This is a genomic window from Cellulomonas pakistanensis, from assembly GCF_016862755.1.
Lineage (GTDB): Bacteria > Actinomycetota > Actinomycetes > Actinomycetales > Cellulomonadaceae > Cellulomonas > Cellulomonas pakistanensis.
Window position 1 is genome coordinate 102,659 of sequence record NZ_BONO01000006.1, and the last position, 26,607, is coordinate 129,265.

General features: G+C 76.3%; 24 protein-coding genes. 9 read left to right on the forward strand and 15 right to left on the reverse strand.

The window, feature by feature from the left end; all coding sequences use genetic code 11:
• Positions 1–62: 62 nt before the first annotated feature.
• On the reverse strand, positions 63–2,702 hold the full coding sequence (gene pepN, locus Cpa01nite_RS05800; protein ID WP_203667792.1) for an aminopeptidase N: 2,640 nt from the start codon (positions 2,700–2,702) through the stop codon (positions 63–65).
• 286 nt (positions 2,703–2,988) lie between these two features.
• Here pepN and Cpa01nite_RS05805 point away from each other — a divergent pair, with 286 nt between their 5' ends.
• From Cpa01nite_RS05805 to Cpa01nite_RS05815, 3 genes are read left to right on the forward strand one after another with little or no spacing between them, the layout of a single operon-like run.
• Positions 2,989–3,612, forward strand: a complete 624-nt coding sequence (locus Cpa01nite_RS05805) for a mycothiol-dependent nitroreductase Rv2466c family protein (protein ID WP_275406206.1) — start codon at positions 2,989–2,991, stop codon at positions 3,610–3,612.
• A gap of 59 nt (positions 3,613–3,671) precedes the next feature.
• The gene (locus tag Cpa01nite_RS05810) at positions 3,672–4,229 is read left to right on the forward strand and encodes a hypothetical protein (protein WP_203667793.1); all 558 of its coding nucleotides are present in this window, start codon (positions 3,672–3,674) and stop codon (positions 4,227–4,229) included.
• Positions 4,226–5,551, forward strand: coding sequence for a hypothetical protein (locus Cpa01nite_RS05815; RefSeq protein ID WP_203667794.1), 1,326 nt, complete (start codon positions 4,226–4,228; stop codon positions 5,549–5,551). Before Cpa01nite_RS05810 ends, Cpa01nite_RS05815 begins: the two co-directional genes overlap by 4 nt.
• A 47-nt stretch (positions 5,552–5,598) precedes the next feature.
• On the opposite strand, the gene Cpa01nite_RS05820 is transcribed toward Cpa01nite_RS05815, so the two are convergent.
• Positions 5,599–7,575 carry a M13 family metallopeptidase gene (locus tag Cpa01nite_RS05820; protein ID WP_203667795.1) on the reverse strand — a complete coding sequence of 659 codons (1,977 nt, stop codon included), beginning with the start codon at positions 7,573–7,575 and terminating at the stop codon, positions 5,599–5,601.
• Positions 7,576–7,729: 154 nt separating this feature from the next.
• Between Cpa01nite_RS05820 and Cpa01nite_RS05825 the strand changes: the two genes are divergently transcribed.
• Entirely contained in the window at positions 7,730–8,182 is a 453-nt protein-coding gene (locus Cpa01nite_RS05825) for a ribose-5-phosphate isomerase (protein WP_203667796.1), read from the forward strand.
• A gap of 99 nt (positions 8,183–8,281) precedes the next feature.
• Here the strand turns inward: Cpa01nite_RS05825 and Cpa01nite_RS05830 are convergent, their stop codons facing one another.
• Positions 8,282–9,571 (reverse strand): GNAT family N-acetyltransferase, encoded by a 1,290-nt coding sequence (locus tag Cpa01nite_RS05830; RefSeq protein ID WP_203667797.1) that lies wholly within the window; start codon positions 9,569–9,571, stop codon positions 8,282–8,284.
• Positions 9,572–9,678: 107 nt separating this feature from the next.
• Here Cpa01nite_RS05830 and Cpa01nite_RS05835 point away from each other — a divergent pair, with 107 nt between their 5' ends.
• From Cpa01nite_RS05835 to Cpa01nite_RS18830, 4 genes are all read left to right on the forward strand, one after another.
• Positions 9,679–10,815: a PP2C family protein-serine/threonine phosphatase gene (locus Cpa01nite_RS05835; RefSeq protein WP_239068559.1), complete on the forward strand. Its 1,137-nt coding sequence runs from the start codon at positions 9,679–9,681 to the stop codon at positions 10,813–10,815.
• Between the two features lie 2 nt (positions 10,816–10,817).
• The gene (locus Cpa01nite_RS05840; protein ID WP_203667798.1) at positions 10,818–11,147 is read left to right on the forward strand and encodes an MGMT family protein; all 330 of its coding nucleotides are present in this window, start codon (positions 10,818–10,820) and stop codon (positions 11,145–11,147) included.
• Between the two features lie 40 nt (positions 11,148–11,187).
• Entirely contained in the window at positions 11,188–11,499 is a 312-nt protein-coding gene (locus tag Cpa01nite_RS05845; protein ID WP_239068560.1) for a nucleotidyltransferase family protein, read from the forward strand.
• Between the two features lie 86 nt (positions 11,500–11,585).
• Positions 11,586–11,714, forward strand: a complete 129-nt coding sequence (locus tag Cpa01nite_RS18830) for a hypothetical protein (RefSeq protein WP_275406207.1) — start codon at positions 11,586–11,588, stop codon at positions 11,712–11,714.
• Here Cpa01nite_RS18830 and Cpa01nite_RS05850 read toward each other — a convergent pair whose 3' ends face one another.
• The 10 genes from Cpa01nite_RS05850 to Cpa01nite_RS05895 form a co-directional block, all read right to left on the reverse strand.
• Positions 11,715–13,304, reverse strand: coding sequence for a PH domain-containing protein (locus Cpa01nite_RS05850; protein WP_239068561.1), 1,590 nt, complete (start codon positions 13,302–13,304; stop codon positions 11,715–11,717).
• Positions 13,301–13,861: a PH domain-containing protein gene (locus Cpa01nite_RS05855; protein WP_203667800.1), complete on the reverse strand. Its 561-nt coding sequence runs from the start codon at positions 13,859–13,861 to the stop codon at positions 13,301–13,303. Before Cpa01nite_RS05855 ends, Cpa01nite_RS05850 begins: the two co-directional genes overlap by 4 nt.
• A 37-nt stretch (positions 13,862–13,898) precedes the next feature.
• On the reverse strand, positions 13,899–14,393 hold the full coding sequence (locus tag Cpa01nite_RS05860) for a CoA-binding protein (RefSeq protein WP_203667801.1): 495 nt from the start codon (positions 14,391–14,393) through the stop codon (positions 13,899–13,901).
• Positions 14,393–15,844 carry an O-acetylhomoserine aminocarboxypropyltransferase/cysteine synthase family protein gene (locus tag Cpa01nite_RS05865; RefSeq protein WP_203667802.1) on the reverse strand — a complete coding sequence of 484 codons (1,452 nt, stop codon included), beginning with the start codon at positions 15,842–15,844 and terminating at the stop codon, positions 14,393–14,395. The genes Cpa01nite_RS05860 and Cpa01nite_RS05865 overlap by 1 nt, the downstream gene beginning before the upstream one ends.
• Positions 15,841–17,907: an acetate--CoA ligase gene (acs, locus tag Cpa01nite_RS05870; RefSeq protein ID WP_203667803.1), complete on the reverse strand. Its 2,067-nt coding sequence runs from the start codon at positions 17,905–17,907 to the stop codon at positions 15,841–15,843. Before acs ends, Cpa01nite_RS05865 begins: the two co-directional genes overlap by 4 nt.
• On the reverse strand, positions 17,904–18,791 hold the full coding sequence (locus tag Cpa01nite_RS05875; protein ID WP_203667804.1) for an ABC transporter permease: 888 nt from the start codon (positions 18,789–18,791) through the stop codon (positions 17,904–17,906). The genes acs and Cpa01nite_RS05875 overlap by 4 nt, the downstream gene beginning before the upstream one ends.
• 110 nt (positions 18,792–18,901) lie before the next feature.
• Positions 18,902–19,975 (reverse strand): aliphatic sulfonate ABC transporter substrate-binding protein, encoded by a 1,074-nt coding sequence (locus Cpa01nite_RS05880; protein ID WP_203667805.1) that lies wholly within the window; start codon positions 19,973–19,975, stop codon positions 18,902–18,904.
• Between the two features lie 35 nt (positions 19,976–20,010).
• Positions 20,011–20,880 (reverse strand): ABC transporter ATP-binding protein, encoded by an 870-nt coding sequence (locus tag Cpa01nite_RS05885; RefSeq protein ID WP_203667806.1) that lies wholly within the window; start codon positions 20,878–20,880, stop codon positions 20,011–20,013.
• A gap of 493 nt (positions 20,881–21,373) precedes the next feature.
• A complete protein-coding gene (locus tag Cpa01nite_RS05890) occupies positions 21,374–22,615 on the reverse strand; it encodes a benzoate/H(+) symporter BenE family transporter (RefSeq protein ID WP_203667807.1) in 1,242 nt (413 codons plus the stop codon).
• Between the two features lie 143 nt (positions 22,616–22,758).
• A complete protein-coding gene (locus Cpa01nite_RS05895; RefSeq protein ID WP_203667808.1) occupies positions 22,759–23,793 on the reverse strand; it encodes an LLM class F420-dependent oxidoreductase in 1,035 nt (344 codons plus the stop codon).
• Between the two features lie 227 nt (positions 23,794–24,020).
• On the opposite strand from Cpa01nite_RS05895, the gene Cpa01nite_RS05900 reads away from it, so the two are divergent.
• The gene (locus Cpa01nite_RS05900; RefSeq protein ID WP_203667809.1) at positions 24,021–24,467 is read left to right on the forward strand and encodes a methylglyoxal synthase; all 447 of its coding nucleotides are present in this window, start codon (positions 24,021–24,023) and stop codon (positions 24,465–24,467) included.
• Positions 24,468–24,485: 18 nt separating this feature from the next.
• On the opposite strand, the gene epsC is transcribed toward Cpa01nite_RS05900, so the two are convergent.
• Complete coding sequence (gene epsC / locus Cpa01nite_RS05905) at positions 24,486–25,205, reverse strand: serine O-acetyltransferase EpsC (protein ID WP_203667810.1); 720 nt, start codon at positions 25,203–25,205, stop codon at positions 24,486–24,488.
• A gap of 2 nt (positions 25,206–25,207) precedes the next feature.
• The gene (gene cysK / locus Cpa01nite_RS05910; RefSeq protein ID WP_203667811.1) at positions 25,208–26,143 is read right to left on the reverse strand and encodes a cysteine synthase A; all 936 of its coding nucleotides are present in this window, start codon (positions 26,141–26,143) and stop codon (positions 25,208–25,210) included.
• Between the last annotated feature and the right edge of the window lie 464 nt (positions 26,144–26,607).

A 26,607-nucleotide genomic window follows, 5' to 3' on the forward strand; every position in this document is an offset into this window, starting at 1 on the left:
GACGGCGCGCCCGGGGCCGCCCCCCGTGAGAGGAGCAGCGCCGGGCGCGTCGGGCCGGGGCGTCAGGCCTCGTGGTAGTGGCGGTCGGCGGCCTGGGCGGCGAGCATGCGGCGCACGCCGTCGCGGGCCTCGACCACCAGCCGGCGCAGCGCGGGCGCCGCGTCCGGGTGGGCGGCGAGCCACGCGTCGGTCGCGCCGGCCACGTCGACCGCGCCCTCGCCGGCGTCGTCCGCCAGCTCGGTCGGGTACAGGCCGGTGACGATGTTCTGCGCCATCTCGTTGGTCTTCTCCGACCAGACCCGCTCCAGCCCGTCGAAGTACGGCGCGACGAACGGGCGGAGCAGCGCGCGGTCGTGCACCCGGCCGAAGCCGCCGATCGTCGCGGCCTGCAGCGCGTTCGGCAGCGCGTCGGACTCCACGACCGCCGACCAGGCGGCGGCCTTGGCCTCGGCGATCGGCAGCGCGGCGCGCGCGGCCGCGGCGGCGCGCTGCCCGGTCGCGGTCGGGTCGGCCGCGAGCTGCGCGTCGATCTCGGCCTCGCCCGCACGGCCGCCGGCGACCAGCGAGGTCAGCAGCTCCCAGCGCAGGTCGGTGTCGATCGACAGGCCGTCGAGCCGGGTCCCACCGTCCAGCAGCGCCGCGACGGCGTCGAGCTGCTCGGGGGTCGAGGCCCGCGCGGCGAACGCCTTGACCAGCTGCAGCTGGGTGTCGCTGCCGCCCTCGGCGTCGGTCGCGAGCGTCCACAGCGTGTCCGCGGCGGCGACCTCGGTGGCCGACCGGTGCTCGGCCGCGACGTACAGGTCGAGCGCGGTGTGCAGCTGGCGCAGCAGCACCAGGACCACCGACGAGTCCGTCTCGTGCGCGATGTTGCCGAGCAGCAGGTCGACGTAGTCGCGCGCCGGGGTCTCGCCGTCGCGGGTCGCGTCCCAGACCGCCGCCCAGACGAGCGTGCGGGGGAGCGACTCGGTGAAGTGCCCGAGGTGCGCGATCGCGGTGGCGAGCGAGCGCTCGTCGAGCCGGACCTTGGCGTAGGCGAGGTCCTCGTCGTTGAGCAGCAGCAGGTCGGGGCGCGCGCGGCCGACGAGCCCGGGCACCTCGGTGCGCTCGCCGTCGACGTCCAGCTCGACGCGCAGCACCCGCTCCAGGCGGGTCTCGCCGGCCTCGTCCGCGACGACGTCGTAGCCGCCGACGACCAGGCGGTGCGGGCGCTGCACGGGGTGCGTGGCGGGGACCTCCTGACGGACGGCCAGCGCGGTGATCCGCTCGACGCCGTCGTCACCGACCTCCGAGGCGATCTCCGGGCGCAGCAGGGTCACGCCCGACTGCTCCAGCCACAGCGCGGACCACGCCGACAGGTCGCGGCCGGAGGTGGCCTCGAGCTCGGTCAGCAGGTCGCGGAGCTCGGTGTTGCCCCAGGCGTGCTTCGCGAAGTACCGCCGGACGCCCGCGAAGAACTGCTCCTGGCCCACCCAGGCGACGAGCTGCTTGAGCACGCTCGCGCCCTTGGCGTAGGTGATGCCGTCGAAGTTGACCTCGACGTCCTCGAGGTCGCGGATGTCCGCGGCGATCGGGTGCGTGGAGGGCAGCTGGTCCTGGCGGTAGGCCCAGCCCTTCTCCAGCGAGGAGAAGGTCGTCCAGGCGGTGGTCCAGCGGGTCGCCTCCGCCGTCGCCAGGGTGGACGCGTACTCGGCGAACGACTCGTTGAGCCACAGGTCGTCCCACCAGCGCATGGTGACCAGGTCGCCGAACCACATGTGCGCGAGCTCGTGCAGGATCGTCACCGCGCGGCGCTCGACCGTGGCCTCCGGCACCTTGGACCGGAACACGTACGACTCGAGGAACGTGACCGCGCCGGCGTTCTCCATCGCGCCCGCGTTGAACTCCGGCACGAACAGCTGGTCGTACTTGGCGAACGGGTACGGGAAGTCGAACTGCTCCTCGTAGAACGCGAAGCCCGCGCGCGTGACGTCGAGAATGTTGTCGGTGTCGAGGTGCTGCGCGAGCGAGCCGCGGCAGTACACGCCGAGCGGGATCGTCCGGCCGTCGCGGGACGTCAGCTCGCCGTGCTCGTGGTGGTACGGGCCGGCGATCACGGCGGTGATGTACGAGGAGACGCGCGGCGTCGGCTCGAACGACCAGGTGGCGGTGCCCTCGTCGCGGCCGCCGTTGCGGTTGCTGCCGCCCTCGACCGGGACCGGGTCGCCGACCGCGGGGGAGTTCGACACGACCACCCAGTGCGCCGGCGCGGTCACCGTGAAGGCGAACGTCGCCTTGAGGTCGGGCTGCTCGAACACGGCGAACACGCGCCGGGAGTCGGCCACCTCGAACTGCGAGTACAGGTAGACCTCGTCGTCGACCGGGTCGACGAACCGGTGCAGGCCCTCGCCGGTGTTCATGTAGGCCGCGTCGGCGACGACGACGACCTCGTTCTGCTCGGCGAGGCCGTCCAGGCGGATGCGCGAGTCGGCGACGACCTCGGCCGGGTCCAGCTCGGCCCCGTTGAGCACGACGCGGTGCACGGTCGGGGCGATGAGGTCGAGGAACGTGCCGGCGCCGGCCTCCCGGGCGGTGAACCGGACGGTCGTCGTCGAGGTGAACGTCACCGGCCCCGTCGTCAGGTCGAGCGCCACGTCGTAGGACTGGACGTCGACCAGGGCGGCCCGGGTGCGGGCCTCGTCGCGGGTCAGGTTCTCTGCGGGCACGCGGGGTCTCCTCGTGGAACGTCGGTCGCAGGTCTGCGGTGGCCAGGCGGGCTGACCGTCGCCGCATCATTCCACCACCCGCGGTGTGGTGCGGTCCCCGGCCGCAGCACGTGCCGGCCGGGGAGGTGCCGGCAGGCGCTTGCCGGGCGGTCCGCGCGCCCGGACCGCCCGGGCCCGGCGTGACACGGGCGCCCCCTTCCGGGGCATGATGGCGGGCGGCGGTCGTCCGGCCGCCCGCGTCCGCGCGCACGCACCCCGACAGCCGACAGCCTGAGGAGCACCACCCGTGACCGACACGACCGCGCCCGACCGCGACACCGCCGACTTCTGGTTCGACCCCGCGTGCCCCTGGGCGTGGATGACGTCGCGCTGGATGACCGAGGTGCAGCGGGTCCGCGACGTGGACGTGCGCTGGCACGTGATGAGCCTGTCCGTGCTCAACGAGGGCCGCGACCTGCCGGACGACTACCGCGCGCTGATGGACGAGTCCTGGGCGGCCGTGCGCGTGCTGACCGCGACGAAGGAGCTGTACGGCGCCGAGCACCTCAAGCCGCTGTACGACGCGCTCGGCACCCGCCGGCACCCGGGCGGCCGCACGGACACCTGGGCGATCATCCGCGAGGCGCTCGACGAGGTCGGCCTGCCCCAGTCCCTGCGCGCCTACGGCGACACCGACGAGTTCGACGAGCAGCTGCGGGCCTCGCACGCCGAGGCGATCGCGCTGGTCGGCGACGAGGTCGGCACCCCCGTGGTCGCCCTCAACGGCACGGCGTTCTTCGGCCCGGTGATGACGCCGGCGCCGAAGGGCGAGGAGGCCGGGCGGCTGTGGGACGGCCTCGCGCTGGTCACCGGCGTCCCCGGCTTCTACGAGCTGAAGCGCACCCGCACCAAGGGTCCCGTCTTCGACTGAGCGTCCGCGCCCCCCGGCGCACCCGCACCCCTCGCACCCCGCACCTCCGGAGGACCCCCATGGCAGCCCTCGCGAACCTGAGCCGCGGCCTCAAGATCTTCCTCGCCGTCGACCTGGTGCTCCTCCTGGGCCTGCTCGTCGCGGTCGTCGTCGTGCTCGGCGGCGGCTCGGGCGACGGCGGCGCCGGGGCCACCCCGTCCGCGCCCGCCTCCCAGGCCGCGACCGGCGGCGCGACCGACGACGGCACGTCCGGCGCGACCAGCGACACCGCCACGTCGTTCGCGTCCCCGACGGGCAACATCGCGTGCACCATGTCGCCCGACGGCGTCACCTGCACCATCGCGAACAAGCAGTACGACGTCCCCGCGTCCGCGGGCTGCACCGGCACGACCGGGCACACGATCGTGCTGAACGAGGCCGACGGCGTCACCACCCCGTGCGTCGAGGGCCCGGCGCCCGCCCCCGCGTCGGCGGACACCCCGGTCCTCGAGTACGGGCAGACCCAGACGGTCGGGCCGTACACCTGCACGAGCGGGTCCGACGGCATGTCCTGCGTGGTCGACGAGACGGGTGACGGGTTCCGCGTCGCGACCGCGGCGCTGACGACGCTGCCGTGACGGGGCGCCCGCCGGCCGGGCTGCGGCTGGTCCGCCGCTCGCCGACGACGTGGTGGCCGGTGCCCACGCTGGGCACCCCGGAGTCCCGGGGGTTCCCGCAGGCCGCGCTGGACGCGCACCGGCCGTCGCCGTGGCGGTACGTGCTCGGGGGCCTGCTCGGCGGCGCGCTCGCGGGGGTGGTCGCGCTGCTGCTCGCCCCGCCCGGCTGGGCGGCGTGGGACGGCGCCGCCCGGGTGGCCGGTGCGGTGGCCGGGCTCGTCCTGCTCGCGGTGGTCCACACCCGCGGGCACCCGGTCGCGTACGCGCTCGGCGGCGTCGGCGGCGCCGCGGCGGGCCTCGCGCTGGGCGGCCGGGTCGCACCCGCGGTGGTGCTCGCGGTGGTCGGCTGCGCCCTGGCCGTGCCGGCGTGGTCCGGGTACGCCGCCCGGACGCGCTGGTGGCCGCGGCTCGACGCCCTCGCCGAGCGGCACCGCTGCGTCGAGGGCGCCGTGGCGGAGGCGGTGCCCGTGGCGGGGTCGGGGTGGCCCGCCCGCTACGACGTGCGGGTGACCAGCCCGGATGCGCCAGGGCTCCACTGGTGGGCGCTGGAGCGGCAGGCGTCGCCCGGGAGCCGGCCCCTCGTCGGCGACCCGGTCCGGATCTGGTACCGCCCGGACGACCCGGAGGCCGCGGTGCTGTGCGTCCCCGAGGACGTCGTCGCCCCCGAGGCGCGCCGGCGGCGGTACCGCGAGCACCGCGACGCGAACGGGGGCGTCGACCCGACGCTGCCGCTGCCGGTCCGGGACCCGCCGGTGGTCGTCGCGACGCTGCCGGACGCGGACGCGCCGTTCCCCGCGGCGGCCGTGACGGCGCTCCGCCCGGGCCCGGGACGGGCGCCCGTGGTCCTGGCGGCCGCGGCCGCCGTGCTGGCCCTGGTCTCGGCCCTGACCTTCCTCGCCGGCCGCTCCGGCGCGACGGCGGCGGGCACCGCGGTCCTGGTCGCGGTGGCCGCCTGGGTCGCCGCGCGCACGCGGGCCAGCAGGCGGCGGCGCTGGGCGCGGCTCGCGCCGCTGCTCGACCGGCCGGTGCGGGCCGACGGCGTCGTCGAGCGGGTCGTCGTGGCCGAGGGCTCGCCGTGGTGCGTGCTGCACGTCGCCTCGCCGGCCGCGCCCGGCGGCACGTGGCTCGCCCGGGAGCGCACGACCCCGCGGCTGCGGCCGACGGCGGGGCAGCGCGTGACGGCGTGGCACGCGCCGGACGACCCGGGCGCCGTGGTGCTCGGGATCCCGGCGGCCGCGCCCGACCCCGGGCGGGAGCCGAGCGGGGCGGCCCGCGCGGGCTGAGCGACGACCGGCGCGCCCGCCCCGACCGGAGCGGGCGCGCCGAGCCGTCACCAGATGCGCACGCGCTCCTCGGGCGCGAGGTACAGCCCGTCGCCCTCCTGCACGCCGAACGCCGTGTAGAACTCGTCGACGTTCCGCACGACCGCGTTGCAGCGGACCTCGTCGGGCGAGTGCGGGTCGACCGCGAGCCGCCGGATGACCTCCTCGTCGCGGCCCTTCGCGCGCCAGACCTGCGCCCAGCCGAGCAGCACCCGCTGCACGCCGGTCAGGCCGTCGACCTCGGGGGCCTCGTCGAGCGAGGTGCCGAGGGCGATCCGGTAGGCCTTGAGGGCGATCGACAGGCCGCCCAGGTCGCCGATGTTCTCGCCGATCGTGAGTGCGCCGTTGACGTGGTGCGAGCCGTTCAGCTGCGCGGGGGAGAACGCGTTGTACTGCTCGATGAGCGCGGACGTGCGCTTCTCGAACTCCGCCCGGTCGGACTCGGTCCACCAGTCCTCGAGCCGGCCCTGGCCGTCGTACTTCGAGCCCTGGTCGTCGAACCCGTGTCCGATCTCGTGCCCGATGACCGCGCCGATGCCGCCGTAGTTGACGGCGTCGTCCGCGTCGGCGTCGAAGAACGGCGGCTGCAGGATCGCGGCGGGGAACACGATCTCGTTCATGCCGGGGTTGTAGTAGGCGTTGACCGTCTGGGGCGTCATGAACCACTCGTCGCGGTCGATCGGCTTCCCGATCTTGTTCAGCTCGTGGTCCTGCTCGAAGGCGGACGCGCGGCGGACGTTGCCGACCAGGTCGTCGGCACGCACCTCGAGACCGGAGTAGTCGCGCCACTTCACCGGGTAGCCGATCTTCGGGGTGAACGCGTCGAGCTTCGCGAGCGCCTTCGCCTTGGTGTCCTCGCCCATCCAGTCGAGCGCGAGGATCGACTCGCGGTACGCCTCGACCAGGTGGCCGACGAGCACCTCCATCCGCTCCTTGTGCGCCGGCGGGAAGTGCCGGGCGACGTACACCTCGCCGACGGCCTCGCCGAGCACGCCCTGGACGAGCGAGACGCCGCGCTTCCAGCGGTCGCGGAGCTCCTGGGCACCCGTCAGCGTGCGGCCGTGGAAGTCGAAGTTGGCCTCGACCAGCTCGGAGGACAGGTACGGCGCCCGGGCGCTGATCGCGTGGTACGCCAGCCAGGCCTGCCAGTCCTCGACCGGCTCGGTGGCCCACAGCTCGGCGAAGGCGGTGGCGAACGACGGCTCCCGGACGACCAGCTCGTCGAGCGAGCCCTGCGGGGCGCCCAGCGCGCGGGACCACGCCTCCCAGTCGAAGCCGGGGGCCGTGGTCGCGAGCGCCGACAGCGTCGTCGGGTTGTAGGTGAGGTCGGCGTCGCGGTCCTTCACGACGTCCCAGTGGCCCGCGGCGATCTTCGTCTCCAGGGCCACGACCCGGCCAGCGGCGTCGTCCGCCGCCGCCTCGTCCGCCGCCCAGCCGCCGAGCCGCAGCATCCGCGCGACGTGCGGGCGGTAGGCGGCGAGCACGGACGCGTACTGCTCGTCGCGGTAGTACGACTCGTCGGGCAGGCCGAGGCCCGACTGGTACAGGTAGACGACGTAGCGCTCCGGGTCCTTCGCGTCGTTGTCGACCCAGAACCCGGTGCCCCCGGCTGCGCCCGAGCGCTGCAGCGCGCCGAGGACGTCGGTGAGGTCCTGCCGGGTCGCGGCCGCGGCGATCGCCGACAGGTCGGGGCGCAGCGGCTCGGTGCCGGCGGCCTCGACGGCGTCGACGTCCATGAACGACGCGTACAGCGCGCCGATCTGCGCCTGCACGCCGGTCGCGTCCTCGGCCTCGCCGGCCTCCACGATGATGTCGCGGACCTGCTCCTCGGCCTGGTCGTGCAGCGCGCGGAACGAGCCGTCCATCGCCCGGTCCGCGGGGATCACGTGCTCGGCGGCCCACCGGCCGTTGACGTGCGCGTACAGGTCGTCCTGGGGGCGGACGGCCGGGTCGAGGGCGGAGGTGTCGATGCCGCTGCGGGTCATGGTCGAGGGGGGTCCCTTCCGGTCGGGCCGGCGCGCGGCCGCGCACCGGGAGCCAGCCTAGGTCGCGGGGCCGACGCGGCGCTGCCCCGGGGCGGGGTCGCGCGGTCTGCGGACAGGCGGGTCGCGCCGACCCGGCGTGGGGCAAGATGGGCCCATGCGTATCCATGTCGCCGCTGACCACGCCGGGTTCGAGCTGAAGGTCGCGCTGGTCGAGCACCTGCGCGCCGCCGGGCACGACGTCGTCGACCACGGGGCCGCCGAGTACGACCCGCAGGACGACTACCCGGCCGTGTGCTTCGCGGCGGGCGAGGCCGTCGTCGCCGACCCGGGCAGCCTCGGCGTCGTCATCGGCGGGTCCGGCAACGGCGAGCAGATCGCCGCGAACAAGGTGACCGGCGTCCGCGCCGCGCTGGCCTGGAACCGCGACACCGCGACGCTGGGCCGGCAGCACAACGACGCGAACGTCGTGGCGATCGGCGCGCGCCAGCACTCCGTGGACGAGGCGATCGAGCTCGTGGACGCGTTCGTGGACGAGCCGTTCAGCCAGGACCCGCGCCACCAGCGGCGGATCGACCAGCTGGCGGCGTACGAGGCCGCGCGCGCCTGACCTCCGGCGGCGGCCACCGCGCCGCGCCGTCGCGAGGGCACCTCCCGGCTGCTCCCGCGAGCCGGGACGCGGTCGAGAGGTGCGCTCGCGGTGCGTCCCTCAGAACACCCAGGGGCACACCGGCGCGACCGGCCAGCCGAACGCGGTCGCCGCGCGGTGCAGCGCGTCCGGCCGCGCCGCGGTGACCTGCCCGACGGCGGCGAGCGCCGCCAGGCTCCGCCCGCCGAGGTACGCGGCGCCCAGCTCGCGGACGTCGAGCGCCAGGTCCGGCTCGGCCCCGGCGGCCGGCTCGACCCGCGCGCCGTAGGTGCCGTCCGCGCCGGCCTCGCCGGTGACCAGCCGCCAGGCGCCGTCGTTCCCGGGGAGCAGCGCGTCGCGGACGCCGAGCACGACGTCCAGCGGCGCGGCGTACCGGCGGCCCGCCAGCGCGGCAGGCACGTCGAGCAGCCGCACCCACAGGTTGTCGGTCAGCTTCGGCACCGGGCGCCGGGTGTCGACGAGCAGGGCCAGCAGCGGGTCGTCGACCGGCAGCATCCCGGTGGTGACGGTCGACGTCAGGTCGAGGTCGAGCAGCACGGACCAGAGCCGGTGCGCGGCGGCCGCGTCCGCGGCGGCGGCGAGCCGCACCTGCACCGGGTACTCGGCTCCGCCGTCCGCCCAGGTCTGGGTGCGCCGGACGATCGCGAACGCCCGGGCGTCGCCGCCGGCGTCCCGCACCGTGACGATCCGGGCCGGCTCGCCGCCGTTGCGCCAGGCCGGCGGGTCGGCGACCGCGATGCGCCGCAGCGCGTCCGAGCCGCGCCGGATCCAGCCCGGCCGGCCTTCGCCGGCGGCGGAGTACACGTCGTCGACGAGGCCCTCGTGCGCGGCCGGGTCGAGCGTCGCGAACCGCACGGTCAGGTCCGCCGACCCCGGCACGTCCCGGAGCGCGGCGCCGCGGGGGAGCGTCATCCGGACGTGGTCCGCGGCGGAGCCGTAGCCGAACCGGCCGTAGATGCCGGGCTCGGCGGCGAACAGCGCGGACACCGGCTCGCCGCGGCCGAGCGACCGGTCGAGGTGCGCCCGGATCATCCGGTGCAGCAGCCCGCGCCGCCGGTGGTCGGGCCGCACGCCGACCCAGGTGAGGCCCGCGCACGGCACCTCGCCGCCCGGCGTCGGCAGCGTGAAGGCGTAGGAGCCGTGCACGGCGACGATCTCGCCCGGCCCGTCGCCGGCGTCGGTCTCGACGGCGACCGCCCGGTCGAGCGGCACCGCGAACGGGACGTCGGCGTCGAGCGCCGCGTCGCGCGCCGGCTCGGCGAACGCCATCGCGTCGACGGCGCGGAACTCCTCCACGCGGTCGGCGGTGAGCTCCAGCAGGCGGTACCCGGCAGCGGTCGTGGTGGTCATGGGCGCCATCCTGGCGGGCCGGCTCGTGCCCGGTCACCCGAATTCAGCCGCGACCCTGACGTGGCGGCACCTGTCGGCCCCCTCGGCGGGCTGGGTACCCTCGCGGCGTGACACCCCCGGGCAGGCCGCCGCGGCCGCCGCAGCCGCCGCGACCGCCCGCCGTGCGCCGGCGCCGCGCCGCGAGCGTGCTCGACCGGGTGCGCGCGTGCCTGCGCCGCTACGGGCTCGGGTCGCAGCAGGCGCTGACCACGGTGCTCGTGGCGCTGACGCTGCTGGCGTCGGCCGGCATCGTGTGGGCGCGGCCCTGGGTGCCGCCGTCGACGTTCATCCTCATCGAGCTGCTCGGCGCGTTCCTGCTGCGGATGCGCGGGATGGTCGTGCTGTGCGCGGCGATCGCGGTGCAGTTCGTCGCGATCCCGCTCGCCGGGCTGGGGGAGTTCACGCCCGGCACGTTCTTGCTGCAGGGGATCGCCATCGCCGCGCTGCTGTCGTTCGCGGCGCACCGGGAGCGGCTGGGGCTGCAGGGCGCGCCCGGCGAGCTGATGATCGTCGACCTGCGGGACCGGCTCGCCGCGCACGGGGTGGTGCCGCCGCTGCCCGACGGCTGGCGGGTGGAGACGGCCCTGCGCTCGGCGCACCGCGAGGCGTTCTCCGGCGACTTCGTGGTGACCGCGACCCGGTCCGCGGGGTCGGTGCTGGAGATCGCGCTGGTGGACGTGTCGGGCAAGGGGCAGGACGCCGGGGTGCGGTCGCTGCAGCTGTCGGGCGCGCTCGCCGGGCTGATCGGGCAGCTGCCCGCCCCGGACTTCCTGCCGGCGGCGAACGCGTACCTGCTCGCCCAGGACTGGGAGGAGGGGTTCGCGACCGCCGTGCACGTCAGCCTGATCCTCGCGACCGGCGAGTACACGGTCGCGTCCGCCGGGCACCTGCCGCCGGTGCAGCTGCACGCCGGGTCGGGGCTGGTCGGGCTGGTGCCGGCCGGCGGCGGGCCCGCGCTGGGCGTCCTCGCCGGCGCCGCCTTCCCGCCGGTGACCGGGCGGCTCGACCGCGGCGACACCCTGCTGCTGTACACCGACGGCCTGGTCGAGACGCCCGGCGGCGACCTGGACCTCGGGATCGACCGGCTGCGCGGCGTCGTCGAGGGCGTGCTGTCGACCGGGCGCGGCGACGCCGACGACGTCATCGCCCGGGTCGGCGCCGGCGAGGGCGACGACCGGGCCCTCGTGCTGCTGCGGAGGGGCTGAGGGTGGACGAGGCGTACCTGGAGGCGGTGCTCGACGTCGTCGACGCGATCCCCTCCGGCCGGGCGATGACCTACGGGACCATCGCCGAGGTCGTGGCCGACCGGCTCGTCGCCGAGGGCCTGCCCGCGCGCGGCGGGCCGCGGCAGGTCGGGCAGGTCATGTCCCGCGGCGGCTCCGGGGTGCCGTGGTGGCGGGTGGTGAACGCGTCCGGCGCGCCGCCCGCGCACCACGCCCGGACCGCGCTGGAGCACCTGCGCGCCGAGGGCACGCCGCTGTCGGCGGACGGGACCCGGGTGGCGCTGCGCCGGGCGATCTGGTTCCCGGACGACTGACCCGGTCGCCAGCCCGGTGGTCCGAGCCGGAGGAGGAGCCGTGCGGCGAGACCTGCCGCGGGACGCGCTCGCGCGTCACCACGACGCGGTGCTGCGGGTGCTGGCCGACCACGGCGTGGTGGCGGCCGGGGTCTTCGGCTCGGTGGCCCGGGGCGAGGACGGCGCCGAGTCGGATCTCGACCTGATCGTGCACTTCGGGCCCGACGCCCGGCGCGACCTCGCGGCGCTCACCGCCGCGCCGGAGTCGCCGACCGGCGTGCGGGTCGACGTGGTCGACGACGAGATGGTGCTCGAGCGGGCGGGCCGGACCGGCGTGGGCGGTCGGATCCGCGCCGAGACCGTCCCGCTGTGACGCCCGAAAGGCGGAATGCGTCGTCGCGCTGGCGGAGGAGCTCGACGCGGCCTTCGCGATCGCCGCGGAGGCGGGACCGCAAGGTGGTGGCGCACCGGCCGATGGACGCGGAGTTCGCGGAGCGGCTGATCGACACGATCATCCTGCCGCTGGCGACGGGCCGCCCGGCGGACGCCGCCGCGGGGGAGCAGGCGCTCCTCGCCGACGCGCGCTGATCACCCGTCGTCGCGGACCAGGAACGGGTCCAGCACGCCCGGCGCGGCCGCGACCGCGAACCGCAGCGCCTCGTCGGCCTCGACGTCCGGGGCGTCGTACCGGCCCCAGCCGGCCGCGGTCATGGCGGCGACGGTCCGCAGCCCGAGCCGGCGCTGCAGCACCGACTCGCGCAGCGCGATCGTGCTGACCGCGTCGCGGCGCAGCGCCGAGGTGGCCCGCGCCACCAGGCCCGAGCGCACCACGACGTAGTCGCCTACCACCGCGTGGCCGAGCGCCCGGTGCGCGACGACCGCGGCGAGCAGCGCGACCGGCCACAGGGCGGCGCCGACCCACGGGGCCCAGGCGGGCAGCACGGCGGTGGCGGCGAGCCAGGCGAGCGCGCCTGTGACGATCGCCGCCGTCGCGGTCGCCCACCAGAGCCGGCGGCGCAGCGCCCCGGCCGGATGCCGGCGCAGGGGCGCCCCGATCGGGTCCGGGTCGGCCGCGAGCACGGCGCTCGCCACCGGCCACGCCACCGAGGCCGGGCCGCGGGGCAGCACCGCCGCGGGCTGCGAGGCGGACCAGATCGACAGGCCGGTGGTGATGACCGACGTGTCCGCCATCCCCATCCACCGCCACAGCACCGGCTCGGACACCGTGATGCCCCGGAGCCGCCGGTCGTCGCGGCTCACCTCCCGGGTGGTCAGCAGGCCCTGCCGGCTGCGCAGGTGGGTGCCGCCCTCGCCTGGCACGCGGGCGAGCTCGAGACCCCAGGACGCGGCGAGGTAGTTCGCACCCATGCCGACCGCGCCGACCGCGAGCACCAGCGCGAGGCCGACGAGGACCGTGCCCGCGCGGCCGAGCCGCTCCCAGGGCAACAGGCCCTCGACCCACGCGACCGGGTCGAGCCCGAAGGTGTCGAGCAGCCAGTACGCGCCCCAGAGCAGGCCGGCGGCGGTGACGAACGACCAGATGCTCAGGAGGTTGTAGACGACCCACCACGGCCGGAACCGGGCGATCACGTGCTCCGCGTCCTGGCCGGCGTCCGCGCCGGCGCCCTGGTCAGCGGCCGCGAGGGCCGGCGCGCGGTCGAGCAGCACCGCCCGCAGCAGCTCGGCGTCGCGGCGGGCCACCGCGTCCAGCGCGAGCGCGGACTCGCCCGCCGCCAGCTGCTGCCCGGCCCCGACCAGCACGATCCGGAGCCCGGACAGCCGGTGCCGCAGCCGTGCCGTGGTGTCGACGCTCCGGATCCGGTCCCGCCGCACCGAGCGATAGCGGCGCACGAGCAGCCCCGACCGGCGCTCGACGTACTCGTCCGTCACGCGGTACCGGGTGACCGCCCAGCGGACGGCGTCGCGCGCCGCCCCGAGCACGCCCCAGGCGGCGATGAGGAGCAGCGGCCACAGCGTCGACCACGACGCCTCGACGCCGAACACGCCGACGGCGACCGCGGTCGGGGCGAGCGACAGCAGCGAGCGGGCGAGGTCGACCGCGATCATCCGCGGCGCGAGGCGGGACCACGGCGTCCCGTCGTCGGTCGCGGGTCGGTCGGCCTCGACGACGGCCGCGTCCGGGGCGACGTCCCGGGGCGCGGCCGGGGACTCGCTCACGTCGCGTCCCCGGGCGTGCGCTCGGTGACGGCGGTCAGCCGCTCCGCGAGCTCCGCGGCGAGCTCGGCGTCGAGCCCACGGAGGCTGATCGCCCCGCTGGACGAGGCGGTGGTGACCCGGAGCGTGGCCAGACCGAGCAGCTGCTCCAGCGGGCCACGGACGGCGTCGACCGTCTGGACCCGCGACAGCGGGGCGACCCGCCACTCGCGGACCAGCCAGCCGGACAGGCCGTAGACGGCGAGGTCGGTCGTCTCCCACCGGTGCACCGCGTAGCGGAGCCGGGGCTCGACCAGCACGCGCGCGGCCGTCCACAGGACGCCGAGGACCAGCGGGACCGCTAGCCACGGCCGAGCGGGCTCCCAGAGCCACCACACCGCGCCGACGACCAGCGTGGGCGCGCCCGCGGCGGCCAGGCCGCGCAGCAGCCACCAGCGGCGGGCGCGAGGGTCGACCCGGTGGGTCGGCGGGCGCAGCCGGAGCGGCGGTCCGTCGGGCGGCGACTGGTCGTGCGGCTCGACGGGGCGGGGAGGAGACGGCGTTCGGGACGTCGGGTCCATGCTCCACTGTGGCACACGGACCCGACGTCGCGGACGGCTACGCCAGGGCGCGCCTGCTGCTGATGACGCCGGTGTCGAAGCCCGCGAGGTGCAGGCCGCCGTGGAAGCGGGCGTGCTCGATCTTGACGCAGCGGTCCATGACGACCGTCAGGCCCGCCGCCTCGCCGCGCGCCGCGACGTCCTCGTGCCACGAGCCGAGCTGCAGCCACAGCGCCTTCGCCCCGACGGCCAGCGTCTCGTCGAGCACCGTCGGCAGGTCGTCGTGCCGGCGGAACACGTCCACCAGGTCCGGGACCACCGGCAGGGCGTCGAGCGAGGGGTACACCGGCTGCCCGAGGATCTCGGTCTCGCGCGGGTTGACCAGGTACACGTCGTACGGCGTGCTGGACAGCAGGTACGTCGTGACGAAGTACGACGCGCGCGCGGGGTTGTTGGACGCGCCGACGATCGCGATCGACCGGGTGCGGCGGAGCAGCGCCAGGCGCTCGGGGGCGCTCGGCCCCTGCCAGGTGCGCTCGGGGGTCGTGGTCATCAGCTCTCCTCCGGGATCGAGCAGGACGCGCCGCCGGCGATGCCGCCGACGCCGGTGACCGCCGCGCCGACCGCGGTGGCGGCCGGGACGGCGGGCCGCGCGGCGGCGGCCGCGGCCCCGTCGGTCGCGCCGTCCGACGCCTCGCGCGGCGCCGTCGCCGCCGTCAGCGCCTGGTCCAGGTCCCAGAGGATGTCCTCCGGGTCCTCGAGCCCGACGCTGATCCGCACCAGGTCCTCGGGCACGCCCGCCACGGCGAGCTGCTCCGCCGACAGCTGCTGGTGCGTGGTCGACGCCGGGTGGATGACGAGCGTGCGCGCGTCACCGACGTTGGCCAGGTGGCTGGCGAGCTGCAGGTTCTCGATGAACCGGCGCCCGACCTCGCGGCCGTCGCGGTCGGCGGTCGCCGCGAGCCGGAACGCGAACACCGACCCCGGTCCGAGCGGCAGGTAGCGCCGCGCGCGCTCGTGGTGCGGGTGCGACGGCAGGCCCGCCCACTGCACCGACGTGACGCGCGGGTCGGCGTCGAGCCACTCGGCGACGGCCCGGGCGTTGGCCAGGTGCGCGTCGAGCCGCTGGGGGAGGGTCTCCACGCCCTGCAGCAGCTGGAACGCCGACTGCGCCGACAGCGACGGGCCGATGTCCCGCAGCTGCTCGGAGCGGAGCTTGGTGAGGAACCCGTACTCGCCGAAGTTCTCCCACCACTTCACGTCGTTGTACGACGGCACCGGCTCGGTCATCTGCGGGAACTTGCCGTTGCCCCAGTTGAACCGGCCGGACTCGACGACGACGCCGCCGAGCGTGGTGCCGTGCCCGCCGAGGAACTTGGTGGCGGAGTGGATGACGATGTCGGCGCCGTGCTCGATCGGCCGCACCAGGTACGGGGTCGACAGCGTGGCGTCGACGACGAGCGGGACGCCCGCGGCGTGCGCGACCTCGGCCAGGCCGGCCAGGTCGGCGACCTCCCCGGACGGGTTCGCGACGACCTCGGTGTAGACGGCCTTGGTCTTCGGGCGGATCGCCGCGGCGTAGTCCGCCGGGTCGGTGCCCGCGACGAACGTGGTCTCGACGCCGAACCGGCGCAGCGTCACGTCGAGCTGGGTGACCGTGCCGCCGTACAGCTGCGCGGAGGCGACGACGTGGTCGCCCGCGCCGACCAGCGCGGCGAACGTGATGAACTCCGCCGCCATGCCGGACGCGGTCGCGACGGCGCCGATGCCGCCCTCGAGCGAGGCGATCCGCTCCTCGAACGCGGCGACCGTCGGGTTGCCGAGCCGGGAGTAGATGTTGCCGTACTTCTGCAGCGCGAACAGGTTCGCGGCGTCGGTGGTGTCGTTGAACACGAACGACGTCGTCTGGTAGATCGGCACGGCGCGGGCGCCGGTCGCGGCGTCGGGGATCGCCCCGGCGTGCAGGGCGCGGGTGCGGAAGCCGAAGCGGTGCTCGGAGCTCATGCGCGAGTGGCCTCCTCGGCCTCGGGGATCGGGGCGAGGGTAACGCCGTCGCGCAGCAGCGCGGCGACCTGGTCCACGGCCCAGGGGTTCTGCAGGGAGGTGACGTCGCCGAGCGGCCGGCCGTCGTGCAGCTCGGCCAGCAGCCGCCGCATGATCTTGCCGGACCGGGTCTTGGGGACCTCGGGGACGAGGACGACGTGCTTCGGCTTGGCGACCGGGCCGATCTCGCGCTGCACCTGCGCGCGCAGGTCCTCGCGCAGCGCCGCGGCGGCGGCCCGCCAGGCGGCGACGTCCTCGACCGGCCCGGGCGCGACCGCCGGGACGACGAACGCGGCCACGGCCTGCCCGCCGACGGCGTCCGTGACGCCCGCGACGCCGGCCTCGCCGACCGCGGGGTGCGCGACGAGGGCCGACTCGATCTCGATGGTCGACAGCCGGTGGCCCGCGACGTTCACGACGTCGTCCACCCGGCCGAGCAGCCAGACGTCGCCGTCGGCGTCCCAGGACGCGCCGTCGCCGGCGAGGAAGTAGCCGTGCGCGGCGAGCGGCCGCCAGTAGGAGTCGCGGAACCGCGCCGGGTCGCCCCACACGGTCCGCGCCATGCCGGGCCACGTCCGGTCGAGCACGAGGTAGCCGCCGGAGCCGCGGGGCACCTCGGCGCCCGCGTCGTCGACCACCTTCGCCGAGAAGCCGGGCAGCGCGCGGGTGGCCGAGCCGGGCTTGAGCGTGGTGACGCCGGGCAGCGGGGCGATGACGGCCGCGCCGGTCTCGGACTGCCACCAGGTGTCGACGACCGGCGCGCGGTCGGCCCCGAACTGCGAGCGGAACCACACCCACGCCTCGGGGTTGATCGCCTCGCCGACGGTCCCGAGCAGGCGGACGGTCGACAGGTCGTACCCGGCCGGCAGGCCCTCGGGGAACCACGTCATGAAGGTCCGGATCAGGGTCGGGGCGGTGTAGTAGACGGTGACGCCGTACCGCTCGATGACCTCGAGGTGGCGCTCGCGGTGCGGGGTGTCGGGCGTGCCCTCGTAGATCACCTGGGTCAGCCCGTTGCTGAGCGGCCCGTAGATCTCGTAGGTGTGCGCCGTGACCCAGGCGAGGTCGGCGGTGCACCAGTGCACGTCGTCGGGCTTGGCGTCGAACATCGCCCAGTGCGTCCAGGACGCGTGCGTCAGGTAGCCGCCGGTGGTGTGCACCAGGCCCTTGGGCTTCCCGGTGGTGCCGGACGTGTAGATGATGAACAGCGGGTGCTCGGCGTCGAACGCCTGCGCCTCGTGCTCGTCCGACGCGGTGTCGACGACGTCGTGCCACCAGACGTCGCGGCCCTCGGTCCAGGCGACGTCCTGCCCGGTGCGCCGCACGACCAGCACGTGCTCGACGTGGTCCAGGCCGTCGACCGCGGCGTCCGCGGCGGACTTCACCTCGACGGCCTGCCCGCGGCGGAACTGGCCGTCGCTGGTGACCAGCAGCTTGGCGCCGGTGTCCTGCACCCGGAACCGCACGGCCTCCGCGGAGAACCCGCCGAACACCAGGGAGTGCACCGCGCCGATCCGGGCGATCGCGAGGGTCACGACGATCGTCTCGGCGATCACCGGCAGGTAGACGACCACGCGGTCGCCGGGGCCGACGCCGAGGTCGGTCAGGGCGTTCGCGGCCCGGGACACCTCGCGCTGCAGGTCGGCGTAGGTGATCGACCGCCGGTCGCCGCGCTCGCCCTCGGCGTGGATCGCGACCTTGTCGCCGCGGCCGGCGGCCACGTGCCGGTCGACGCAGTTCACCGCGGCGTTCAGCCTGCCGCCGACGAACCACTGCGCCTCGGGGACGGTCAGCTCGCCGTCCGGGCCCTCGACCGCGGGGGACCAGGTGTGGGCGGTGTGCCAGGGCTCGGCCCACTCCAGGCGGCGGGCGGCGTCCTCCCAGAACCCCACGTGGTCGGCGTCGGCCCACGCCCGCAGGCGTTCGGCCTCCTCCGGGCCCACGTTCCAGTCGCCGGCCGGGGCCGGGTACGCGCGGGTCTCGGTCTGCAGCGCGGTGATGGTCGCGCTCGTCGTGCTCGTCATGCCCACCTTCTCAGCAGCGACTTCTCGGCCAGTCCGATCAGCGCGTCGGTCGTCTTGCCCAGCAGCGCCAGCAGGACGATCGCCAGGATCATCCGGTCGACGCGGCCGTTGTTGCCGGAGTCCATCAGGAGGAAGCCGAGGCCCATCGACGACGCGATGAGCTCCGCGGCCACCAGGAACAGCCACGACTGCGCGAGCGCGAGCCGCAGTCCCGCCACCACGGACGGGACGGCGGCGGGGAGCTGCACGGCCCCGAGCAGCCGCGCCCCGCGCAGCCCGTACGCGCGCCCGGCCTCGACCAGGTGCGCGTCGACGTGCCGCAGCGCGGCGACGACGGTCGTGTACACCGGGAAGAACGCGCCGATCGCGATGAGCGTCAGCTTCGACTCCTCGCCGATCTTCATCCAGAGGATCAGCAGCGGCACCCAGGCCAGCGACGGCACCGCCCGGATCGCGCCCAGCGTCGGCTCGAGCAGCGCGCCGGCCAGACGGGACAGGCCGACGACGGACCCGACAGCCAGTCCGAGGGCCGCTCCGATCAGGAACCCGAGCACGACGCGCTGCGTCGAGATCGCGACGTACTGGCCGAGCAGGCCGCGCTGCGCGAGGTCGACGGCCGCGGTCCAGACGGACGCGGGGCTCGGCAGCTGGTACGGCGCGACCAGGCCGGACGCCGTGACGAGCTGCCACGCGACCAGCAGGACCGCGGGCACCACGAGGCCGAGGGCGAGGCGCACGGGCCGGCGCGCGAGCGGCCCGGCGCCGGGGCGGGCGGCGAGGCCGAGGCTGAACGGGTTCAGCCCGGGCAGCGCGCGGCCGCGGGCGTCGGTCGCCCGGACGCTGCTGCCCGCGACGGTCACCACGGGGGCGGGGGCGTCGGTCATGAGGTCTCCTTCCGCCGAGTTCGGCACCTCCGGTGCGAGTTCGGCACCTCCAGGTGCCGACCTCGCACGCGGACTGCCGAACTCGGCAGCGCGGTGCAGGAGGGGTTCGGTCAGTCGGCGATCGTCGTCGGGTCGGCGTTCTCCGCGTAGGTGGGCTCGAACAGCTCGTCCAGCGCGGTGTCGACCAGGTCCTGGCTCGCCACGTCGCCGGACTCGACGAAGATCGGGCCGACGACCTCGAGCACGTCGCGCTGCGCCTGGCCGGGGACCGGGTCGATGTCGAGCGTGGTGCGCTCGGTGATGACGGTCTCGGCGACGGCCGGGTCGATGCCGGCGACCTCGGCGAGGATCGCCACGACCTCGTCGGGGTTCTCCTGCGCCCAGGCGCGCGCCTTCTCGTAGGCGTCGACGACGACCTGCGCCAGGTCGGGGCTCGCGTCCAGGAACTCCTGCGTCGCGTTGAGGAACCCGTAGGTGTTGAAGTCGACGTTGCGGTAGACCAGCGTCGACCCGGCCTCCGCCTCGCTCGCGGCCATCAGCGGGTCCAGGCCGGACCACGCGTCGACCGAGCCGTTCTCCAGCGCGGCCTTGCCGTCCGCGTGCTGCAGGTTCTGCACCTCGACGTCGGCCGGGTCGACGCCCGCCTCGTCGAGCGCCTGCAGCAGGAAGAAGTACGGGTCGGTGCCCTTGGTCGCGGCGACCGAGCGCCCGGCCAGGTCCTCGACGCCCGTGATGTCCGAGCCCTCCGGCACGACGAGCGCCGCCCACTCGGGCTGGCCGTAGATGTCGATGGTGCGGATCGGCGACCCGTTCGACCGGGCGAGCAGCGCCGCCGAGCCGGCGGTGGAGCCGACGTCGACCGCGCCGGCGCGCAGCGCCTCGTTGGCCTTGTTCGAGCCGGCCGACTGGACCCACTCGACGGTGACGTCGTCGCCGAGCGTCTCCTCGAGCCAGCCCTGGTCCTTGATGACCAGGCTGAGCGGGTTGTAGGTCGCGAAGTCGACGGTGAGCGTGTCGGCGCTCCAGCCCTCGGCGGTCGCGCCGTCCGCGGGCTCGTCGGCCTGGGCGGCCTCGCCCTCGCCGGCCACGCAGCCGGCGAGCAGCAGGGTCGCGGCGACGGCGCTCGCGCCGAGGGCGATCGGGCCGCGCAGCCGGCGACGGGAGGCGGTGGTCAGGGCGGTCATGGGGTGCTCCAGGTCGGTGTCGGGGGAGGTGCGGGTCAGATGGAGTGGTGCGCGTCGGGGTCGTGCGCGGGGTGGTGCGTGGGGACGCCGAGCCCGTCGAGGAGCTCGGCGCGCAGCTCGGCGAGCCGGGCGTCCGCGCGGTCGCGGGGCCGGTCGCCGGGGACGGTGACGACGGAGCGGACGGAGGTGTCGGCCGCTCCGGCCGTGAGGGAGCCGAGCAGCACGACCCGGTCGGCGAGGTAGAGGGCCTCCTCGACGTCGTGCGTCACCAGCAGCACCGTCGTCGGGCGGCTGGCGTGCACCTCGAGCAGCAGGTCCTGCATCCGCAGCCGGGTCAGCGCGTCGAGGGCGCCGAACGGCTCGTCGAGCAGCAGCACGCCGGGCCGGCGGGCGAGCGCCCGGGCCAGCGACGCGCGCTGCGCCATGCCGCCGGACACCTGCCGCGGCCGCAGCCCGGCCGAGCCGGCGAGCCCGACCAGGTCGAGCAGCCGGGCGACCTGCTCCCGGGACTCGGCGCGCGGCGTGCCGCGGGGGACGCCGAGCGCCACGTTGTGCGCGAGCGTCCGCCAGGGGAGCAGGCGGGGCTCCTGGAACGCGACGGCGGTGCGCGCGTCGTAGGGGGCGACGGGCTCGCCGCCGAGCAGGATCCGGCCGCCGTCCGGGGCGTCGAGGCCGGCGACCTGGCGCAGCAGCGTCGACTTGCCGCAGCCGGACGGGCCGACGACGGCGACGATCTCGCCGGCCGCGACCGACAGGTCGACGCCGGCGAGCACGGGGCGGGGCCCTGCGGGCGTGGCGAAGGTGCGGGCGACGCCGTGCAGCTCGACCGGGCGGGCGGTCGCGGCGTCGGCCGGGTCGGCGGTCGTGGTGGCGGTGCGGGTGGCGGTGCTGGGCGCGGGGCTCATGGGGGTTCCCGGGTCGTCGGGCCGCTGCGGAGGCGGCGCGGGGCGGCGAGGGTGCCGGGACCGGCGCGACCGGCGCGGCGGGGCGCGGGTCGGACGGGTCGCGGCGGGGCGGGGTGCTGCCGGGGCGCGGCCCGTGGGCGTCAGGAGGACGCGGTCAGGCGGCGCAGGCGCGCGGACAGCTCGCCGAGCGGCGACAACAGCGGCAGGACGCGGGCATGGGCAGGCGCGGGCGCTGGGTCGTGCGCTGCACCGACCGGGCCACGGGCCGCCTCCTTCACGCCGTCTCGCTCTATGAGACGCGAATGTTCACGTCTCGGGATCACCGCCGACAGTAGCGCCCGGCCCGCGCCGAGACAACCGCGCCGCGCCGCCGCGGCGTCCGCCGCGCAGGCCTCGCCTCCCGCGGCGGGCGCGCCGAGATGGCGACTCTCGGCTGTGCGAGCGCGCCGTGCCGCAGCCGAGAGTCGCCAGCTCGGCGAGGGGGGTGGCCGGGTCAGCGGCGGGCGGCGCGCAGGACCAGGTGGACCGCGATGCCCGCGAGCAGGCCCCAGAACGCCGCCGACACCCCGCCGACGCTCACGCCCGACACCGTGACCAGGAACGTCACCGCCGCCGCCTCGCGGTGACCCGCCGCGCCGAACGCCCCGCCGAGCGCAGCCGCGAGCGTCCCCACGAGCGCCAGGCCCGCCGCGGCCGCGATCAGCCCGGCCGGCGCCGCCAGGGCCACCGCGGCCACCGCCGCCGACGCGATGGCGAGCACCACGTACCCGCAGCCGGCGACGACCGCCGCGCGCCACCGCCGCCGCGGGTCGGGCCCGCCCTCGGGGCCGGCGGCGAGCGCCGCGCTGATCGCCGCGAGGTTGATCGCGTGCCCGCCGAACGGCGCCGCCAGCACCGTGCCGATCCCGGTGACCAGCATCGCGGGCCGCAGGGGAGCGGCGTACCCGAACCCGGCCAGCACGGCGACGCCCGGGATGTTCTGCGACGCCATCGTCACGACGAACAGGGGCACGGCGACCGACACGACGGCCGACCAGGACGGCTCGGGCGTGGTCCAGGTCAGCGACGGCACGAGGTCGCCGGGGTCGAGCGCCCGCACGCCCGGCGACGCGACGGCGATCGCCACCGCGAGCCCGATCGCCGCGGGCGTCGCCCAGCGCGGGGCCCACCGCAGCAGCGCCAGCCAGATCAGCACCACCGGCCCGACCAGCAGCGGCCGGTCGGCGACGGCCAGCACCGGCTGCAGGCACAGGTCGACGAGGACGCCGGCGAGCATCGCGTTCGCCAGCGGCACCGGGATGAGCCGGACCCAGCGCTCGAGCCGCCGCCACAGCCCCACGGCCGCGAGCAGCGCCCCGCACAGCGCGAACCCGGCGACCGCCTCCGCCCAGCCGCCCGCCGCGGTCCCCGTGGTCGCGAGCAGCGCGGCCCCCGGGGTCGACCAGGCGACCGTGATCGGCAGCCGGGTCCGCCAGGCGAGCAGGATCGTGGCGGCGCCCATCGCGAGCGTCACGGCGAGCAGCCCGGACGCCGCCTGCGCCGGGGTGGCGCCGACGGCCCGCAGCCCGCCGAGGACGACGGCGAACGCGCTGGTGAAGCCGACGACCGCCGTGACGGCGCCGGCGGCGAGGTGCGTCCCGCCGTCGCGTGGTGCGGCGACGGTCGCGTCGACGGTCGCGGGCGCGGGCGGGGTCTCGGCCGCGGGCGCGGCCGGGGCGTCGTCGGGCGGGGTCACGCGCCGCACGGTAGCGCCGCGGTGTGTCCGCCGCGTTGCACCGTCCGCGCCCGAGGTCGTCGGTCCCGTCCACCCGAGGGGGTGCGGAACCGGCGACCTCGGGCGGGACCGACGACCTCGGCCGGGACCGAGGCGCCCGCCGGTCAGCCCAGCAGATCCGCGATCTGGTCCAGCTGCTCCGGCGCCGCCTGCACCAGCAGCGTCGTCACGGCCGTGCCCCGCCAGGCCGCGGACTGCTCGCGCACGTCGTCCGGCGTCCCCACCAGCGCCACGTCCCGCACCAGCTCGGTCGGGACGGCCGCCGCCGCGCGCGCCCGGTCGCCCGCCAGGTAGTGCGCCTGGATCTCCGCGCACGCCTCGGCGTACCCGAGCCGGGCGAGCGCGTTCGCGTGGAAGTTCGCGCCCTTCGCGCCCATCCCGCCGGCGTACAGCGCGACGAACGGACGCACCGCGTCGGCCGCGGCCTCGACGTCCGGGCCCAGCACCACCGGCACGGTGGCGGTGACCTCGAACTCCTCGACGGGGCGGGTGCCGGCGAGCCGCCGGTCGAAGCCCTCCGCGAGCAGCCCTCGGAACTCGTCGTCGAGGCGCGGGGTGTAGAACAGCGGCAGCCAGCCGTCGGCGATCTCGGCGGACAGCGCGATGTTCTTCGGCCCCTCGGCGGCGAGGTGGATCGGCAGGTCCGCGCGCAGCGGGTGCACGGTCGAGCGCAGCGCCTTGCCGAGCCCGGCGCCCTCGTCCTCGGGCAGCGGGAGCCGGTAGAACGGCCCGCCGGCGCGCACGGGCCCCTCGCGGCGCAGCACGTCCCGGACGATCGCGACGAACTCCCGCGTGCGGGCGAGCGGCCGCGGGTACGGCTGCCCGTACCAGCCCTCGACGACCTGCGGCCCGGACACCCCGAGGCCCAGGGTGAACCGGCCGCCCGATAGGTGGTCCAGCGTCAGCGCCGCCATCGCCGTGGCGGTCGGGGTGCGGGCGGCGACCTGGGCGACGGCGGTCCCGAGCCGCACCCGCGACGTCCGGGCACCCCACCAGGCGAGCGGGGTGAACGCGTCCGAGCCGTACGCCTCCGCGGTCCACACCGAGTCGAGCCCCAGCCGGTCCGCCGCGAGCACCGCGTCCGCCGCCCCGGGCGGGGGACCCGCCGACCAGTAGCCGGTGTGGTAGCCGAGCCGCATACCGCCTCCTCGTCGTCGCGCGCTCGCCGGTGAGCACGTCGCGGGCCCATGCTGCCCTGCGCCGGGACCGGACGCGAGGACGACGCGGCGCGCGCCTGCGACCGGCTCACCCCCGACGCACAGGTCCTGGTCACGGGAGCGACGCCGGCGGGCCCTATCGTGTGCCCCGGGCGCCCCGCCGTCGTCGGCTGCCCGCCCACGGAACCACCGCACGGAAGGACCCGCCCATGCCCGGCGTCGCCCACCACATCGCCCTCGTGGCGCACGACAACAAGAAGGTCGAGCTGCTCCGCTGGGCCGAGTTCAACCGCGGGACGCTGTCCCGGCACCACCTCTACGCCACGGGCACGACGGGCACCATGCTCGAGTTCGAGCTCGGCCTCCCCGTCACCCGGCTGCTGTCCGGCCCGGTCGGCGGCGACCAGCAGATCGGCGCCAAGATCGCCGAGGGGCAGATCGACATGCTGATCTTCTTCTGGGACCCGCTGGAGCCGCAGCCGCACGACCCCGACGTCAAGGCGCTGCTGCGGATCGCCGCGGTGTGGAACGTCCCGATGGCCGCGAACGTCGCGACCGCGGACATGCTGATCTCCTCGCCGATGCTCGGCGAGCCGTGGACCAGCCGCCCGGAGATCAGCCCGCGCGCGTGGGACGGCGGCGCGCCGGTCGTCTGACGCCGTGCGCCGTCGCGATCAGATGTAGATCGCCGGGTCGTCGACCTCGGGCTCCGGCGGGGACGACGCCGGGCGCCGGCGGATCGTCGCCGGGACGCCGACCGCCACCGCGCCCGCGGGGACGTCCTTGAGCACGACCGCGTTCGCGCCGACCTGCGCGCCGTCGCCGATCCACACGGGGCCGAGCACCTTGGCGCCCGCGCCGACCACGACGTCGTTCCCGACCGTCGGGTGCCGCTTGCCGCGCTTCATCGTCTTGCCGCCGAGGGTGGCGCCGTGGAACAGCACCACGTCGTCCCCGACCACGGCGGTCTCGCCGACGACCACGCCCATGCCGTGGTCGATGAACAGCCGGCGGCCGATCGTCGCCCCGGGGTGGATCTCCACCCCGGTGGCGGCGCGGGACAGCTGGGACAGCAGCCGGGCCGGCAGCCGCAGCGCCGGCTCGCGCCACATCCGGTGCGCCAGGCGGTGCACCCACACGGCGTGCAGGCCGGGGTACGCCAGCGCGACCTCGACCCGCGACCGCGCGGCCGGGTCCCGGCGCTGCGCCGCCTCGAGGTCCTCGCGCAGCGTGCGGGCGAACCGGCGCAGGCTGCGCCAGTGCTCGCCGGCTGCGGCGCCGGGGCTGCCGGCCGCCGCGCGCGGGCCCGAGGCCGCGCGCGCCGGGGTCGGCACCCCGCGGCCCCCGGGCCGTGAAGTGCCGTCCGTGCGCGGCGGTCGCGTGGTCGAGGTCATGATCAGTCCAGGAGGTCGGCGTACAGGATGGAGGAGAGGTAGCGCTCGCCGAACGACGGGATGATCACGACGATCAGCTTCCCCGCGTTCTCCGGCCGCTTCCCGAGCTCGATCGCGGCGTGCAGCGCGGCGCCGGAGGAGATGCCGACGAGCAGGCCCTCCTCCCGCGCGGCCCGGCGGGCGACCGCGACGGCGGTCTCGGCGTCCACGTCGACGATCTCGTCGTAGATGCCGGTGTCCAGGATCTCGGGGACGAAGTTCGCCCCGATGCCCTGGATCTTGTGCGGGCCGGGCTGCCCGCCGTTGAGGATCGGCGACTCGGCCGGCTCGACGCCGACGATCTGCACGCCCGGCTTGCGCTCCTTGAGCACCTGGCCGACGCCGGTGATGGTGCCGCCGGTGCCGATGCCCGCGACGAGGATGTCGACGCCGCCGTCGGTGTCCGCCCAGATCTCCTCGGCGGTGGTGCGGCGGTGGATCTCCGGGTTGGCCTCGTTGGCGAACTGGCGGGCCAGGACGGCGCCCGGACGCTCGGCGACGATCTCGTTCGCGCGGTTGACGGCGCCCTTCATGCCCTCGGACGCGGGCGTGAGGATGAGCTCGGCGCCGTAGGCCCGCAGCAGCGCGCGGCGCTCCTTCGACATCGACTCCGGCATGGTCAGCACGACGTCGTAGCCGCGGGCGGCGCCGACGAACGCCAGCGCGATGCCGGTGTTGCCGCTGGTCGCCTCGACGATCGTCCCGCCCGGCCGCAGCTCGCCCGAGCGCTCGGCCGCGTCCACGATCGCGACGCCGATCCGGTCCTTCACCGAGCTGGCGGGGTTGTAGAACTCGAGCTTGCCGACGACCGTCGCGCCGACGCCCTCGGTCAGCGCGTTGATCCGGACCAGCGGGGTGTTGCCGATGAGCTGCGTCGCGTCGTCGTAGATGCGTGCCATGTCAGTCCGTCCTCGGTGTCTCGGCGGTGGGTCGGTGCAGGGTCACGGCGCGGGCGCGCGCCCGGCCGCGGGTCGAGGGCGAGCGCTGGCCCGGTGCGAGGGCCCGGGTCGGGCTGCCGCCGGCGTGCGGCGGGGCGGCCAGCGCTCTAGCGACAGCGACAGGTGCGGGCGGCGGGGCGCGCGGCGGCGGCGCGGCGCGCGGAGGGGCGCGCGGTGCTCGACGCGATGCGCATGCCCGGCTCCCTCTCCCTGGTGGTCGGCGCCCGGCCCGACAGGCCCGACAGGCCCGACAGGCCCGACAGGCCCGACAGTAGCGTCAACGCGCGCGGCCCCACAAAGATGCCCGGGACCCCCGGACCGGGTGGTCCCGGCGCTCCCGCCCGGTCCCGGTCCACGGCCGCCTGCCACCCTCCCACCGTGCGGCACCGCCCCGTGGGCCGCCACCGGGAGCACCGGGAGCACCG